Source organism: Geminicoccus harenae (assembly GCF_019800005.1).
In the GTDB taxonomy this organism is placed as follows: domain Bacteria; phylum Pseudomonadota; class Alphaproteobacteria; order Geminicoccales; family Geminicoccaceae; genus Geminicoccus; species Geminicoccus harenae.
Genome location: NZ_JABGCL010000022.1, coordinates 86,022 through 100,058 on the forward strand (window position 1 = coordinate 86,022; position 14,037 = coordinate 100,058).

Here is a 14,037-nt window from a genome sequence, read left to right on the forward strand (position 1 = left end):
TTCACGCTCCGCCGTTCTGCCGAGAGGGGGCCACGTCCACGATCACCGAACCGGACGCGCCGCGCCGTGCCACCGCCCCGGGATCGACCACCACGGTGGTGAGCGGCGATTCCACGATGGCCGGCCCCTCGATCCGCTCGTCGATGGCCATGTTGCCGAACGAATAGACCGGCGTGTCGACCCGGCCGGTTTCCTTGAAGTAGCAGCGACGGGTGCCCGAGATGGCGGCACCGATGCTGTCGGTGGCCATGCGCCCCAGCGCCTCGTCGCGCAGCCTGGCCGAGACATGCGCCTGCCAGCCGATGATCTCGATCGGCGAGCCGATGTCGGCCATTGCGAACAGTTCCTCGTGGACCCGATGGAAGGCTTCCTCGAGTGCCTTCACGTCGGCCGCGGTCTCGACCTGGCCGGACGGCAGCGGCACGTCGATGTCCCAGACCTGGCTGGGATAATGGCCTTCCAGGCGGAACGAGATGTGGGTCTCGATGGCACCGCGGGCGTTCTTCTCCAGGAACTCCTCGCAGCGGGCGCGCAGGCTTCGCAGCAGCTCGTTGACCTTGTCGTGGTCGAACGCGTCGGTGCGGGTCGGCAGCACCTCGCGGAAATGGGTGGACAGGTCGGAGACCAGGCCGCCCGAGGCAGACAGCACCGGACCCACTTCCGGGATGATCAGCTGGTCGCAGCCGAGCCGGCGCGCGATCAGCACGCTGTTCAGGCCGGCAGCCCCACCGCCGCCGATCAGCACCGCGCTCGCGGGGTCGATGCCCTGGGCGATCGTGATGTCGGCGATCGCCTTGACCATGTTCTCGGTCACGACCTCGAGGATCGCCGCTGCGGCGGCATCCACGCTCATGCCGAGCGGGCGGGCCACCTGCCGCTCGATGGCGGCGGCCGCCGCGTCCACCTGGAGGCGCATCGAGCCGCCCAGGAAATTGTCGGGATCGAGATAGCCCAGTGCCAGGGCCGCGTCGGTCACGGTGGGCTCGGTACCGCCATTGCCGTAGGCGACCGGGCCCGGCACCGCACCCGCACTGCGCGGGCCGACATGGAGCATGCCGCCCGTGTCCACCCAGGCGATCGACCCGCCGCCGGCACCGACGCTCTTCACGTCCACCGACGGGAAGCCGGTCATGTGGCCGCGGAACGGCTGGCCGATCCAGGTCTCCTTGGCCCAGGGGATCTCGCGGTTGCGGATCAGGCTGACATCGTAGGTGGTACCACCCGTATCCGCGACGATCGCATTGGCGGCGCCTGTGTCCAGGTCGGCGAAGTAGCGGCCGACCACCGGCGCCATGGCCGGGCCGGAATTGATGACGTGGATCGGCGTGCGCGCCACGTCCTTGGCGTCCAGCACGCCGCCCTGCGAGGTGAAGACGAGGATGCGGCCGCCAAAGCCGACCTCGCGCAGCCGATCCTCCAGATTGCCCATATAGTCCGCCATCAGCGGCTTGAGCGAGGCGTCGATCGCGGCCGCGGTGGTGCGCCGGTATTCGCGGATGACCGGGTTGACCTCGTGGCCCAGCGTCACCGGCACGTTCGGCAGGCGCTCGGCCAGGCGCTCCTGCACCTTCAATTCATGCGCGGGATTGGCGATCGACCAGAGCAGGCTGACCGCGATCGCCTCGACCCGCTCCTCTTCCAGCCGGTCGATGATCGCGTCGAGTGCCGCCAGGTCCAGCTCCTCGGCCACCGTGCCGTCGTGCAGGACCCGCTCGGGCACCTCGAAGGTCAGGGCGCGCGGGACATAGGGGTCGGGGTAGGGGACCCGGAAGTTGAACGGCTCCATCCGGCCGCCCTCGCGGAACACCAGGACGTCGGGATTGCCCTTGGTGGTCAGCAGGGCCGTGCGCGCAGTGTTGCCGGTGATGATCGCGTTGATCGCCCGGGTGGTGCCGTGGATGAACAACTCGCCCTTGCCCAGCAGGGTGCGCAGATCCATGCCCATCGTGCCGGCCGCGACCTTGAGCACGTCGATGACGCCACGGATCGGGTCGTCGGGCGTGGTGGCCGACTTGAACAGATGCAGGGCGCCGTCGTCGTCCTCGACGATGAGGTCGGTGAACGTGCCGCCGGTGTCCGTGGTGAAGCGCATGGAGTAATCCTCAGAACGCGACCAGGTCGCCGCCCTTCAGGCCGAGGAGCGCGCGCGCTTCGGCCGGCGTGGCGATGTCGATCGAGAGTTCGGCCAGGATCCGGCGGATCTTGGCCACCTGCTCGGCATTGGTGCGGGCGAGCTGGCCCTTGCCGAGATAGAGACTGTCTTCGAGGCCGACCCGGACGTTGCCGCCCAGCACGGCACCCATGGTGGCGAGGCCCATCTGGTGCCGCCCGGCCGCCAGGATCGACCACTGGTAGGCATCGCCGAACAGGCGGTCGGCGACCTCCCGCATGTGCATGAGGTTCTTGGGCTCCGCACCGATGCCGCCCAGGATGCCGAAGATCGTCTGGACGAACAGCGGCGGCTTCACCAGCCCGCGCTCCAGGAAGTGGGCGAGCGTGTAGAGGTGGCCGACGTCGTAGCACTCGAACTCGAACCGGGTGCCGCAGCCTTCGCCCAGCTCCTTCAGGATATATTCGATGTCCTTGAAGGTGTTTCGGAAGATGAAGTCCCGGGAATTCTCCAGATAGGCCGGCTCCCAGTCGTGCTTCCACTGGTCGTACTTGGCCAGGATCGGGAAAAGGCCGAAGTTCATCGAGCCCATGTTGAGCGAGCACATCTCCGGGCTCGCCTTGAGCGGGGCAGCCAGCCGGTCCTGCACGGTCATGTTGTGACCGCCGCCGGTGGTGATGTTGATGACCGCGTCGGTCTGCTGCTTGATCCTGGGCAGGAACTGCATGAATACTTCAGGATCGGGCGTGGGCCGGCCGTCCTTGGGGTCACGCGCATGCAGATGCAGGATGGCGGCGCCGGCTTCCGCGGCCTCGATGGCCTGGGTCGCGATCTGGTCGGGGGTGAGCGGCAGGTGATCCGACATGGTCGGCGTATGGATCGAGCCCGTCACCGCGCAAGTAATGATCGCCTTCTGATTCCTGGCCAAACCGGATCCCCTGGAGCATCGAACAGCACATCGTCAGCCGACGACGGCAGCGTGCAAGACGCCGTCGGCTGATTCTCCTGACCTACATTGGCTGAGCAAATGATCAGCACCGTCCTGCACGGGTGTGCAGCATATTGATCATGAGGGCGGCAAACATTGCCTCCGTTTTCGGCACGGCCTGCTCCGACTGAGGGCCGCGGCATTTCCTCCACCGTTAGAGGGACGGTAGAACTACGCTCGCGTTCGTGTCAACATGCCATATATGATATATCAAATATCATATCCTGCCGGCGCAGGTGGGGCGAGTTTTACTGCAACGCAGCATGCACCGGGGCCGGCGGTGCCTGCTGGATAAAACAGATGTACATCGCACCCGGCTGGCAGTATCCGAACAAAGCCGGACCATGGCTTCGCTCTACCAGGCAAGAACAGGCAGATGCACGAAAGACTGGCAAAGGTAGAAAAGCTCACGCTTCAGGAGCAGATCTATGATCAGCTCAAGACCGGCCTGATGCGCGGCCAGTTTTCTCCGGGCGACGTCCTGGTGACGCGCAAGCTCGCCGCGGAGATGGGCACCAGCGTGATGCCGGTGCGCGATGCGCTGCACCGGCTGGCCGCGGAGCGGGCCCTGGTCCTCCTGCCCAACCGCTCGGTGGCGGTACCGACCACCACCCGCGACCAGTTCGACCAGCTCACCGAGATCCGCACCCGGCTGGAGAGCCTCGCCGCCGAGCGCGCCGCCAGCCGGATCGGCAAGGCGGAACTGGCGGCCCTGACGGACCTCAACACGCGCATGGAGGCCGCGATCCGGCGGGGCGACGGCGCCACCGTGCTGGAAACCAACATGGCGCTGCATCTGGAGGTCTATCGGGCCGCCGATGCCGAGATCCTGCTCGGGAACATCGAAAGCCTCTGGCTGCGCTTCGGCCCGCTGCTCGTGGTGCCGCTCTACCGGCGCAGCGAGGTGTTCGACCAGGGTGCCGTCCACCACCGCGACCTCATCGCCGCCCTGGCCGCCCGCGACCCGGCCGCCGCCGGCCGGGCGGTGCGGGCCGACATCGAGCAGGCGGCAAAATGGTATGCGCGGCACCGGCCGTTCGACGATGCGGCCGCCCGGGAGCCCGAGCGTGCCATGTCCGGTGCACGGCCGTGATCCCGCCCGATGGGGCGGCCGGCCTGGCCGCTGCAGCCAGGCCCTCGACAAGAAGCCGCCCGGCGGGGGGCCGGGCGGCAAGGAGGGGGAAATGCGCTAGCAGGCTCATCGGCGGGGGGACGAGCCGACGAGCATGCATGATCAGAACCATTCATCCGGCCAGTCGTGCCTGCGACCAGGCGACGCTGCCGGATCGGCAGAAGATGTGAAATGCCGATCTTCGACGTGATTACGAGATCCGGCAGTTTTCCTGGTTGCAAGCAGAAGTCGTGCTGCAACGGGATGGAAACGACCTTGCGCGTCTGCGCGTGGCTGCGGGCACACCATGAAGTGGTGCCGGGCCCGTTTCGGCAATTCAGGCTGCGGCAATCACGATCCGTCATTGGTTGTTGAAGAATGCCGCAAGATCCACGGATACTGTCCGACAGCCGGGCCAGTCGCCGAAGTCTCCACGCTTGCCCTGTGCCCCGAGGTTTGGCATCTCGTCGAAGGACCATTGACAAGCTGGCGCTGTTTCCTGCGGTGGGGAAAGCAACACACCCGATCCCGATCGGCTGCAACCTGACCTCATCTCCGCACCGTTGTTCAATCCACCAAGAAGATTGGCAGGGATGATGAGACCCTTGGCACCTAGACGCTCTCGTATCAGCCGGACCAGCCGGGTGCAGGTCTCGATTCGCGACCAGGATCACCACCATCTCGAAACGCTGGCCCGCATCCTCGACGCCGACGATGCGGTGGCCGAGCGGTTGCGCAACCAGATCGAGCAGATCCTCGCAGAAGACGCCTGCCCCCTCGAGGACCTGCTGGCACCGCCGGGGCGCCACCGGACCCGGCACTAGGTGGAAAATTCAGACAACCTTCTTCAGCTTCATGGTTCTTGATCGACCGATCAGGGACGCAAGCTGCGGAGGGTCTGCCGGGTGGCGCTTCTGTGCTGGCTGCCAGACTCGGCCTGAGCGGGGATCGAGCCGCACCTGCCCCATGGCCGGCCGGGTCGATCCGCGGTGGACGACCGGCGGGCGAAGCTGCCTGTCGTTGCCGCTACGTCGTTCAACCGGCGCGTCATATGGCTCGCGCATGCCGGCAACTGGCCATCCGCTTCCTCTGGCAGAGCAGCAGCGGTATCGCCGGCGAGCGGCAGCGCCGGGTGCCCTGCTATCGACCCACTGCCCCCAGCACCCGATAGACGCTGGCCCGGCCGATCTTGAGCCTGCGGGCGATGGCGGAGGCACCGAGCTTCTCCTCTTCCTTCAGACGCCGGACCTCCGCCACGTCGATGCTGGGCTTCCTGCCCTTGTAGACCCCACGAGCCTTGGCTGCCTTGATCCCCTCCAGCTGCCGTTCGCGGCGCAGGTTGGTCTCGAACTCGGCAAACACCCCCAGCATGTCCAAGAACGCCTTGCCTGCCGCCGTGCCGGTGTCGATCGGCTGCTCGGTCGCCTTCAGGCTCACCCCCTTGGCTTTGAGCTCATGCACGATGTCCTGCAGGTCCTTCATCGACCGGGCCAGCCGGTCGATCCGGGTCACCATCAGCACGTCCCCCGGCTGGAGGAAGTCGAGCAGCACCTGCAGCTCGGTGCGGCCATCCCGCCTGGTGCCGCTGGCCTTCTCCGCACGGATCACGCTGCAGCCCGCCACCTTCAGCGCGATCTGCTGCAGGGTGAGGTCCTGGTCGAGCGTGCTGACCCGGGCATAGCCATAAGTGGGCATGAGGGGAGGGGCCTCTTGTCTCGCTGGCTTCTAGACCCGTTCCGCCTACCGTCTCGGGAGATCGAGAACAACCCATGTGAGACAGAGGCAGGTGTCTCAGTCGATCGTCTTGCTGGGGTAGACCCTAAATGGATGACCCACAGCTCGTGGGCTGAAAAGGGTACGGGGAGAGACGCCGCCTTGAGCGATGTGTCTGACTAGGGCTCAGCGCTCAGGACAGAACCTGGGTCGGGGAGGGTGGTGAACGGATCAACCACCGAAATCGGCAGCATCGTGAAGTGCCGGACGTTCCGGGTCAGGAGCGTCAGCCCATGGGCCCAGGCGGTACCGGCGATCGCGAGGTCGGCAAAGCCGGGCGCGTGGCCCTGGCCACGTGCCAGATCGGAGAGCTGGCCGGTGGCCCTCGCAACCTTGATGTCCAACGACAGCACCCGATCGCTGTAGAGGTGCAGGACCAGTTCCAGCCACTCGTCGAGCTTCCTGGCCCTGCTGACAGCACCCTGCCGCCGGAGCTTGCTCACCCCGTCCGTGAGCTCGGCAATGGTCACCGCCGACAAAAAGAGCCGGTCTGCGTGCAGGTCCAGCCAATGGACCAGCGCGGCCAGAGGAGGCTCCTTCTTCGTCGGAGCCACCGCCGAGATCACGTTGGTGTCGACCAGGTAGCGGGGCGGAGCGACCTCCATGACGTCAGACGTCCACCTCCCGCAGCGGCGACGGGTCCCGCTCGGGCAGGTCTTCCGGCCCGACCGGGAGGGAAGCCAGCAAGCGTCCGAAGGATGGCACCTGGGACAGGCGCTCCCATTCCGCCCAGGAAATGACCACCGCCGCCTTGCGGCCGTGGCGGGTGATCACCGACGGCTGGCCGTTGATCGCCTCGTCCACCAGGGCCGAGAGTGTGGCCTTGGCGTCGCGCAGCTGGATCTCGTGCATGGCTTCCTCCTTATTATGACTATTGTAGTCACTATTGAGCAAGACTCAAGCCGGCATCTCCAGATCCAGTGTCCGCCAGCTGCCTTGAGCGGTGCGCCGGCAGACTCATGCAGCGACGGACTCTCAGGAAGCGACTGTTGATCCCGGCGAGCGCAAACGCCTGCAGCCGACAGCAGCCAGACTTGGTCTAGGTGGGCATGACCAACTCCATCACTTTGTTTTGTGACGAGCACGACCTGGGGCGATGCGGTGTTGCGGCGGATCCTGATGGAGAAGGCGGACGTGCTGGTTGGTGGGCCCGATAGCGTTCTGGTGGTCGACGACACGGCCCTGCCCAAGCAAGGCAGGCACTCGGTGGGCGTGGCACGGCAGTACTGCGGCTGCCTTGGCAAACGGGCCAACTGCCAGGTGCTGGTGTCCCTTACACTGGCCAAGGACGAGGTCCCGGTGCCGCTGGGTCTGCGCCTCGTCGTGCCAGAAGCCTGAGCGGTCGATGCGGCACGCTGCGCCGAGGCCGGCATTCCAGCAGAGCATCAGCAAGCCCTGGCCAAGACCGACATCGCGCTGATGGAGATCGAACGGGCCATCGACGCCATGGACCGGCTGGCGGCGTGGGGTGTGCCCATGGCTGCCGATGGCCTGCCGACTGAGCTCGCGCTGTGTCGCACCGGTATCGAGCTGTTCCCATGCAGCCGCGAGGACCTGGCCGTTGCCATCTGGCCGCGCGTGGCTGGCATGTAACTCGCTGAGGCCAATCCCTAAGCTGCACTTTCGTGCCCTGAGAACAGGCTCCTGAGCCATGCCAATGCCTTTCCCGCCGCAAGGACGGGTGCCGGTTGAGAGGCAAGTCACGTCAGCGGAAGGGGCTTCCTGTCCAGCCTCTCACTTTGGGGATGGCGGGTTGACGCGCGTGCATGGCGGCGGCCTCGGAAGCTGGAAAAGCTATCTCTTGACGATTTTTTCAGTCAGTTGAGGCGATATATCAAACAAACTTCTGATTTTCCATCCAACTATACATAATATTGCACACTCTTATTTGGCTCATTGCCTCTTCATTTGTGGGGCGTGCGCTTATAGACTGACGCCGATCTCTGACGATTACCAAGGAGCGTCAATGTTCCCCTCATCTGTCTCTTCTGAGCATGCCGCCGTGCTGGCCACCGAACAGGCCGGTATGACCGTCCTGACGGAGCGCGAGGCGGCGGATCGGCTGAGGCTTTCGATCGTGACGATGCGGCGGATGCGCTGGGCTGGCAGCGGACCGCGTTTCGTCAGGCTGTCGGAAAAGCGGATCGGCTATCGCGAGGCCGACCTCAATCACTGGCTGGAGGCACGGACGAGCAAGGCCAGTTGAGGCTTGGAGGAAAATACATGAACCCAAAAAAGGGGACGGGTCACCTGAGCAACCCGCCCGCAACAATCAAAGTGCAGACACTAAATATCACGGCCGCTGACTTTGCGCACGCGCTAGGTGGCCACAGGATTGCCAAGGGTTGGTGCTGCCACTGTCCGGCACACCCAGACCGCACGCCTTCCCTGACGGTGACGGATGGCGACTACGGCCGGCCCATCTTCCATTGCTGGGCTGGCTGTACCTTTGCGGAAGTCCGGGACGCCCTGGCTGCCAAAGGACTATGGCCGGACCAACCGTCTACGCTGGCGCGGGAGGAGATCGAGCGGCGACGGCGCGAACGGGAGGCTCGCGAGGAAGCCGAGAACAAGGCGCGGGAGGCCGAGGCACTGGCGGTCTGGCGCAATGCCCGGCCGATCGAGGCTGGTGACCTGGCGAGCTGCTACCTGCAGGACCGTGGCTACTTGCCGCCCTGGCCGCCTTGCCTGCGCCAAGGATCGCACCGTTCGTCCAGCGGTCGGGAATGGCCGGCATTGGTGGCCGGTGCCTGCCGCTATCCTGGCCGGACCGTGGTGGCCGTTCAGGTGACGCCGCTGGTCGAGCCTGGACGCAAGGCCTGGTCGAAGCCGTCACGGATCACGATCGGCCGGCTGCCAGGCGCAGCGGTGCGCGTCTCGCCCTGGCAGGAAGACCAGCGCATCGTGCTCACCGAAGGTGTCGAGGATGCGCTCGCGGTAGCGGCAGCTTGTTCGGACGTGGCCGCCTGGGCGGTGCTGGGCACCGCCAACGCCGCGACGGTGCAGCTGCCGCCTCGCGTATCCGTGGTGCTCTGCCTGGACGGGGACAACGCCGGACGTAGGGCAACGGCGGAGGCTGCCAAGACGCTGCGAAGTCGTGGCCATGCGGTGCTGGCGGCAATGCTGCCGGACGATCTCGACCCTGCCGCCATGCTGACGGAGGTGCAGGCATGAGCGCCGAAGCGCTACGACTGGCGGTGGACAATGCCCGACCGGTCGGGCTTGCCGAGGAAGTCAACGGCGGTTTCAAGATCATTCACCGCGGCAAGCATGCGGGTATCTACCAAGAGGTAGAGAGACGCGGGGACGACGGAAGGGTGAGCAAGGTGTGGGCGCGCATCGGCTCACACCTGGAAGTCCTGGCGGAGACCCGCAACAGCGCAGGAGAAGCATGGGGGCGCTGGCTCGCGATCCGCGATCGGGACGGCACTACGCACCTTTGGGCGATGCCCATGGAGATGCTGGGCGGTGACACCACCGAGCTGCGGCGGGAATTGTTGCGGCGTGGGTTTGTGCCGGAGCCGGGCCGGAAGGCCCGTGAGGCGCTGGAAGCCTACATCATGTCCTGGCCGTGCTCACGCCGGATGCGCTGCGTCGAGCGTCTAGGTTGGCACGGTCCGATCTTCGTCCTGCCGGATGCCACCTTTGGCCCGGCTGCAGATGAGACAGTTGCCCAATTGCCGGGCGGACCGCCTCCCTTCGCAGTGAAAGGCTCGCTGGACGGGTGGAAGCAGGAAATCGCCCAGCTCGCGCGTGGCAACGACCGGCTGGTCTTCGGCATCTCCGCGGCGCTTGCCGGGCCGCTCCTACACCTGGCTGGTGAAGACTCGGGCGGGTTCAACCTCAAGGGCGGATCATCCACCGGCAAGACTACGGTGTTGAGGTGTGCGGCGACCGTCTGGGGCTTTCCGGTGCATAGCTGGCGGGTGACCGGGAACGGCATCGAAGCTGTCGCGGCCGCCGCCAATGACACGGCATTGATCATGGACGAGCTGGGGCAGGTGGACGGCCGCGATGCGGATGCGATCGGCTACCTGTTGGGCAACGGCACCGGCAAGACCCGCGCCCGGCGAGATGGCACGGCCCGCCCGACGGCATCCTGGCGCCTGATCTTCCTGTCCAGCGGCGAGATCGGGCTGGCGGATAAGATCGGCGAGACTGGCCGCCGAGCACGGGCCGGGCAGCTCGTACGGATGGTGGACATTCCCGCCGATGCGGGTGCTGGAATGGGGGCATTCCAGGATCTGCACGGGCACGAGACGCCTGCGGCCTTCGCCGATGCGCTGCGGCTCGCTGCAGAGGAACATACCGGGCATGCGGGCCGCGCCTTCATAGCGGAGCTCACTAAGAAGGACCCTGCCACCCTGGCGGAGACTATCCGCGAGGCAGATGCGATCTGGAACGCAAAGCATGTGCCCAATGGATGCGACGGTCAGGTGCGCCGGGTCGCGGGAAGGTTCGCTCTGGTAGCGACGGCCGGAGAGCTGGCAGCTGAACTCGGCATCCTGCCTTGGCCCAAGGGGCACGCGGCAAAGGCGGCGGCGCGGTGCTTCCAGGACTGGCTCGTCGATCGTGGCGGCACGGATCCATACGAGATCAAGGCAGGGCTGGCTCAGGTGCGCGCCTTTCTCGAAGCCCATGGCACCAGCCGGTTTGAGCCGGCATGGGAGACGCCAAACGAGCGCCCCATCATCAATCGGGTGGGATTCCGCAAGCTGGAGGACGGGACGTGGACCTACCTTGTCCTGCCGGAGGCGTGGCGCTCGGAAGTCTGTAAGGGCTTCGATCCTGCCATGATCGCCCGCGCGATGCGCGAGCGTAAGTGGCTGCGGCCTGGCGATGGCAAGAACCTGTCCGTGCAGGCTCGCGTGCCCGGTGTCGGCAAGATCCGGGTCCTGCAGATCGAGGCGACTTTCCTGGAGGGAGACACGACATGAGCGCCGCTGCCGTGCTCGATCAGTTGATCTTGGGCTGATACGGTCGGGACAGCCGGTACACGCCTGAAAGATCAACGGGTTACGGTGTCCCGACTGAACAGAAACGTGATTGGTACAGTCGGGACAGGCTGGGTGGCAGCGACCCAGATGATGGGGCCGTACCGACCGTCCCGATCGGCATTTCTGGCGGTCGGGACACGTCCCACCAGGGGAAAGCTCAGCAACGGCGCGGGATTGTCATGCCTGTTCCGACCGTACCGACCATACCGACCACAACTCAGCATGTTGGCGCATGCGCGGCCAATGCTGCCCCGACTTTCGAAGCCGACTTGTGGCTGGTGGGCGGAGTTCACACCAATTGGACGAATGATCGGCACGCGCAGCCAGCTGTCCGATCGAGCGCCAATGAATGCGCTGCACACGCCAACACTGGGGATCAAGTGGTCGACCAGGAGGCCATGTTGGCGCTGGCGCGGGTCCGGCCATGGGCGCCGGAGGCGTCAGCGGGGCGAGACCTGATACATCCGACTTGCGACAAGCTTGTCCGGTTGCAGGGTGGCAGCAGAGGCACCACCGGATTGGCCGGCGGTGCGATGAGCAGGTCGTGGCTAGCGAGCCTGTGCTTGGTGTGCTTGCCAGGCACGGCGGCGCATGGGGGAGGGGAGGGTAAATCTCTAGAACTTTTGTGGGCAAGACCGCAGGCCCACCCAAATGCGCATGATTGCGAAATTACGTAACGGGGTTAAGGAAGTTTCCTACGCTTGAAAGGTACAACTCTCGGTATCATCAGATGGATGAAGCTTCTTCAAGCATGGAGGCCACCATATCTGCAGGAACATCTATCTCATATTGGCCGTCAGGAAGGCGGCATAGGCATGCTCGTCCATCTGCCCCGCGGCCAGCGCCAGCACCGCCTGCGTCGCCTCAGCCTCATCGGCGATGAAGGTCCAGCCGTTCAGCTCCAGGAACAGCACGCCGATCAGGAAGCCCGTCCGCTTGTTGCCATCCACGAACGGATGGTTGCGCACGATGCCGGCCGTGTAGAGGGCGGCCAGCATGGCCGGCTCGACCGCATCGCCATAGGCCAGATGCTGGCGCGGGCGTGCCAGGGCCGAGCGGAGCAGGTCCAAGGAGCGCACGCCGGGCGGGCCGCCGTCCAGGGCCAGCAGCCGATCGTGCAGTGCCAGGGTTTCGGCCTCCTCGATCCAGACCGGCTCACTTGGCCAGGGCATGCAGCGTATTGCGATAGCGGTCGATGATATCTTCGGCCTTGGCCATCTTCTCGGCGAAGCCCGGATCATGTGGCGCCAGCCGGTAGCCGCCATCCGGCGCCTCGGTCAGGTACAGCGCCGCACCTTCCTGGGTATGCAGGCGGGCAACTGCTTCCTTGGGCAGCACCACGCCCAGGGAGTTGCCGAACCTGCGCACCTTGAGCTCGATCATGCGTTCCATCCGTTATTACGTGTGTAGTAACATGCTCTGCGCCGTGGAGGAAAGCCGCTCTTTGGGCAACCGCAGCTCGAGACGCGCGTGCCAGGACGGTCTTGGCTTCGGTCATGCGCTTTGGCTCCTGGCACGGCCGTTCGTCTTCCGGCGCCGGTCGGATGGCCGAGGCGGCCGCAGGCTGCCGCATCCGGTCTGTGGCGGGTCACGCCAGCCGATCATGACCGCTTACCGCCAGCGTGCCCTGGCCTGTGCGGCGGCCCTGGCCGAGGGTGCCAGGCGGCCACGGGAGCTGAAACCGGCCGTCCCGGACGCGCTCTCGATCCTGCGCCGCAACGTCTACGGCTGGTTCGTCCGGGTCGAGCGCGGGGTGTATGCGCTGACCGAGACGGGAAGGGCGGCGCTCCTGCACTGGTCCGCGGCCGCTGAGGTCAGACAGAGGGCAAAGGCCTAGAAGCCATCCATCACTTCCTGCCGGACCTCCTGATAGGTCGGAAGCTGGTCCTTGATCCAGACCGTCACATGACGTTCCGCCTCATAGATGTCGAAGTGATATAAGCGGCGACCGGGCTCGGGCTGGTCGATCATGTAGCTGTAGGAGCCCACCGACGCGATCTGCTCCGGGCAATCGGAGCCGGGCGGCCCGATCAGGAACATGTAGCTCTTGGCGTAAGGACCCACCAACGGGCTCAGCTTGAAGCCGGTGACCTGCTGGTCGCCCTGCATGAACATCTCGAGCGCCTCCAGTGCCTGCGGGTGCGGATCGAGAAGGGCGCCCAGGCCTCGAAAACAGGGCAGGCTGCCTCAACTGAGGCGGTCGCCGGGGGATCGGCTACTGCCGAGCAACCCGGCAACATCACCAAGATCGCCCATCGTAGCCACCAATTCTTCATGGGCGTCACCATGCAAGGCGGCCGTGCCGGCTACCAGTCGGTCTCGAAGCTGGGGTCATCAATCTCGATGGTGATGGTGTCGCCGCGGCGGGTGGTGCCGTAGGCTTCTCCCCCATCCAGATCAGCGCCGAACACGGACATCTCGCCACCATTCGGTCATTGCGGCCGGCTGCACCGGCATAGATGAAGCGGAAGGGAACCTCCCTTTCGCCGACTTTCTCTGCGGCCCGTGCCGGCTCCGACCAGGAAGCGGCGCCGCTCAGGTGGAGACGGCTTGCGTGCTCTTGCGCCGACCACCGACCTTGATGCGTGGCGCCAGCTCCTGCACCACGGGCTTGCGTGGCCGGCCTGGCCCGCGCTTGGCGGCCACCCTTTCGGCTGCCACGGCTGCTGGCGGCTCGACCGGCACCGCTGCCGGCTGAGCCAGCACCGCCTCGGGTTCCGGAGCAGCAATTTCCTTGACCTGCCTTGCCGCCCGCAAAAGCAGGCCAGCTTGGGTGAACTCGATCTCCAGCCGGTCGCCAGTGGCGACGTCCAGATGCTTGCGGGCATCGGCTGGCAGGCTGAGCCAACCGTCATAGTGCAATTGGATCGCAGGCATCGGGCTCTGTTTTCTGAAGGAGAAGATACTTCCGCTCATTAGAGCCCGTTTGAGAATGGCTATGGGTGGCTGATGCGGCGTAGCAGCAGGCTGCCCATGGCGACGTGGATGAAGGCTTCGGACACATCGAGCCTGGCCTCGTAGTCCCGCACCAGGCGGCGCCAGCGAACCATCCAGCCGA

The 14,037-nt window shown here is 65.7% G+C and carries 15 protein-coding genes and 3 pseudogenes; 8 read left to right on the forward strand and 10 right to left on the reverse strand.

Translation table 11 applies throughout. From position 1 onward, the window contains the following. Position 1: 1 nt before the first annotated feature. Complete coding sequence (locus HLA95_RS19265; protein WP_191057615.1) at positions 2-2,092, reverse strand: hydantoinase/oxoprolinase family protein; 2,091 nt, start codon at positions 2,090-2,092, stop codon at positions 2-4. 10 nt (positions 2,093-2,102) lie between these two features. Next, a complete protein-coding gene (gene kce / locus HLA95_RS19270) occupies positions 2,103-3,038 on the reverse strand; it encodes a 3,5-dioxohexanoate:acetyl-CoA acetone transferase (RefSeq protein WP_191057616.1) in 936 nt (311 codons plus the stop codon). Between the two features lie 436 nt (positions 3,039-3,474). Between kce and HLA95_RS19275 the strand changes: the two genes are divergently transcribed. After that, positions 3,475-4,191 carry a GntR family transcriptional regulator gene (locus HLA95_RS19275; protein ID WP_222184203.1) on the forward strand — a complete coding sequence of 239 codons (717 nt, stop codon included), beginning with the start codon at positions 3,475-3,477 and terminating at the stop codon, positions 4,189-4,191. Between the two features lie 623 nt (positions 4,192-4,814). After that, positions 4,815-5,033 (forward strand): hypothetical protein, encoded by a 219-nt coding sequence (locus HLA95_RS19280; protein WP_222184205.1) that lies wholly within the window; start codon positions 4,815-4,817, stop codon positions 5,031-5,033. 316 nt (positions 5,034-5,349) lie between these two features. On the opposite strand, the gene HLA95_RS19285 is transcribed toward HLA95_RS19280, so the two are convergent. The 3 genes from HLA95_RS19285 to HLA95_RS19295 all read right to left on the reverse strand — a co-directional run bounded on the left by HLA95_RS19285 (position 5,350) and on the right by HLA95_RS19295 (position 6,834). Next, positions 5,350-5,904 carry a recombinase family protein gene (locus HLA95_RS19285; protein WP_191059144.1) on the reverse strand — a complete coding sequence of 185 codons (555 nt, stop codon included), beginning with the start codon at positions 5,902-5,904 and terminating at the stop codon, positions 5,350-5,352. Positions 5,905-6,101: 197 nt separating this feature from the next. Next, positions 6,102-6,587 (reverse strand): type II toxin-antitoxin system VapC family toxin, encoded by a 486-nt coding sequence (locus HLA95_RS19290; protein WP_191059145.1) that lies wholly within the window; start codon positions 6,585-6,587, stop codon positions 6,102-6,104. A gap of 4 nt (positions 6,588-6,591) precedes the next feature. Beyond that, complete coding sequence (locus HLA95_RS19295; RefSeq protein WP_191059146.1) at positions 6,592-6,834, reverse strand: type II toxin-antitoxin system Phd/YefM family antitoxin; 243 nt, start codon at positions 6,832-6,834, stop codon at positions 6,592-6,594. Between the two features lie 136 nt (positions 6,835-6,970). Between HLA95_RS19295 and HLA95_RS28405 the strand changes: the two are divergent. The 5 genes and pseudogenes from HLA95_RS28405 to HLA95_RS19320 all read left to right on the forward strand — a co-directional run. Next, a pseudogene (locus tag HLA95_RS28405) lies at positions 6,971-7,416 on the forward strand (transposase); the annotation flags it as partial. Beyond that, positions 7,402-7,575 carry a hypothetical protein gene (locus HLA95_RS19305; RefSeq protein ID WP_191059148.1) on the forward strand — a complete coding sequence of 58 codons (174 nt, stop codon included), beginning with the start codon at positions 7,402-7,404 and terminating at the stop codon, positions 7,573-7,575. The pseudogene HLA95_RS28405 and the gene HLA95_RS19305, both read left to right, overlap by 15 nt. A 409-nt stretch (positions 7,576-7,984) precedes the next feature. Further along, complete coding sequence (locus HLA95_RS19310) at positions 7,985-8,188, forward strand: helix-turn-helix transcriptional regulator (RefSeq protein ID WP_222184208.1); 204 nt, start codon at positions 7,985-7,987, stop codon at positions 8,186-8,188. Between the two features lie 188 nt (positions 8,189-8,376). After that, a complete protein-coding gene (locus tag HLA95_RS19315; protein ID WP_222184210.1) occupies positions 8,377-9,156 on the forward strand; it encodes a DUF7146 domain-containing protein in 780 nt (259 codons plus the stop codon). Beyond that, positions 9,153-10,919, forward strand: coding sequence for a DUF927 domain-containing protein (locus tag HLA95_RS19320; protein ID WP_191059150.1), 1,767 nt, complete (start codon positions 9,153-9,155; stop codon positions 10,917-10,919). The genes HLA95_RS19315 and HLA95_RS19320 overlap by 4 nt, the downstream gene beginning before the upstream one ends. 839 nt (positions 10,920-11,758) lie before the next feature. Here HLA95_RS19320 and HLA95_RS19325 read toward each other — a convergent pair. Further along, on the reverse strand, positions 11,759-12,151 hold the full coding sequence (locus tag HLA95_RS19325) for a type II toxin-antitoxin system death-on-curing family toxin (protein ID WP_191059151.1): 393 nt from the start codon (positions 12,149-12,151) through the stop codon (positions 11,759-11,761). After that, entirely contained in the window at positions 12,135-12,362 is a 228-nt protein-coding gene (locus HLA95_RS19330) for an AbrB/MazE/SpoVT family DNA-binding domain-containing protein (RefSeq protein WP_191059152.1), read from the reverse strand. The genes HLA95_RS19325 and HLA95_RS19330 overlap by 17 nt, the downstream gene beginning before the upstream one ends. A 184-nt stretch (positions 12,363-12,546) precedes the next feature. On the opposite strand from HLA95_RS19330, the pseudogene HLA95_RS29200 reads away from it, so the two are divergent. Then, positions 12,547-12,816, forward strand: a pseudogene (locus HLA95_RS29200) (DUF2161 family putative PD-(D/E)XK-type phosphodiesterase); the annotation flags it as partial. On the opposite strand, the gene HLA95_RS19340 reads toward HLA95_RS29200, so the two are convergent. The 3 genes and pseudogenes from HLA95_RS19340 to HLA95_RS19350 all read right to left on the reverse strand — a co-directional run. Continuing rightward, entirely contained in the window at positions 12,813-13,094 is a 282-nt protein-coding gene (locus HLA95_RS19340; protein WP_191059153.1) for a hypothetical protein, read from the reverse strand. The pseudogene HLA95_RS29200 and the gene HLA95_RS19340 overlap by 4 nt on opposite strands. Before the next feature lie 420 nt (positions 13,095-13,514). Continuing rightward, on the reverse strand, positions 13,515-13,856 hold the full coding sequence (locus HLA95_RS19345) for a hypothetical protein (protein WP_222184213.1): 342 nt from the start codon (positions 13,854-13,856) through the stop codon (positions 13,515-13,517). Positions 13,857-13,915: 59 nt separating this feature from the next. Beyond that, positions 13,916-14,037 (reverse strand): annotated as a pseudogene (locus tag HLA95_RS19350) (IS5/IS1182 family transposase); the annotation flags it as partial.

Coding starts and splice junctions, on each gene's coding strand:
- HLA95_RS19265 (WP_191057615.1), bottom strand. CDS start 2,092: ATGCGCTTCACCACGGACACCGGCGGCACGTTCACCGACCTCATCGTC.
- HLA95_RS19275 (WP_222184203.1), top strand. CDS start 3,475: ATGCACGAAAGACTGGCAAAGGTAGAAAAGCTCACGCTTCAGGAGCAG.
- HLA95_RS19285 (WP_191059144.1), bottom strand. CDS start 5,904: ATGCCCACTTATGGCTATGCCCGGGTCAGCACGCTCGACCAGGACCTC.
- HLA95_RS19290 (WP_191059145.1), bottom strand. CDS start 6,587: ATGGAGGTCGCTCCGCCCCGCTACCTGGTCGACACCAACGTGATCTCG.
- HLA95_RS19295 (WP_191059146.1), bottom strand. CDS start 6,834: ATGCACGAGATCCAGCTGCGCGACGCCAAGGCCACACTCTCGGCCCTG.
- HLA95_RS19305 (WP_191059148.1), top strand. CDS start 7,402: ATGGAGATCGAACGGGCCATCGACGCCATGGACCGGCTGGCGGCGTGG.
- HLA95_RS19320 (WP_191059150.1), top strand. CDS start 9,153: ATGAGCGCCGAAGCGCTACGACTGGCGGTGGACAATGCCCGACCGGTC.
- HLA95_RS19325 (WP_191059151.1), bottom strand. CDS start 12,151: ATGCCCTGGCCAAGTGAGCCGGTCTGGATCGAGGAGGCCGAAACCCTG.
- HLA95_RS19330 (WP_191059152.1), bottom strand. CDS start 12,362: ATGATCGAGCTCAAGGTGCGCAGGTTCGGCAACTCCCTGGGCGTGGTG.
- HLA95_RS19340 (WP_191059153.1), bottom strand. CDS start 13,094: ATGTTCATGCAGGGCGACCAGCAGGTCACCGGCTTCAAGCTGAGCCCG.
- HLA95_RS19345 (WP_222184213.1), bottom strand. CDS start 13,856: ATGCCTGCGATCCAATTGCACTATGACGGTTGGCTCAGCCTGCCAGCC.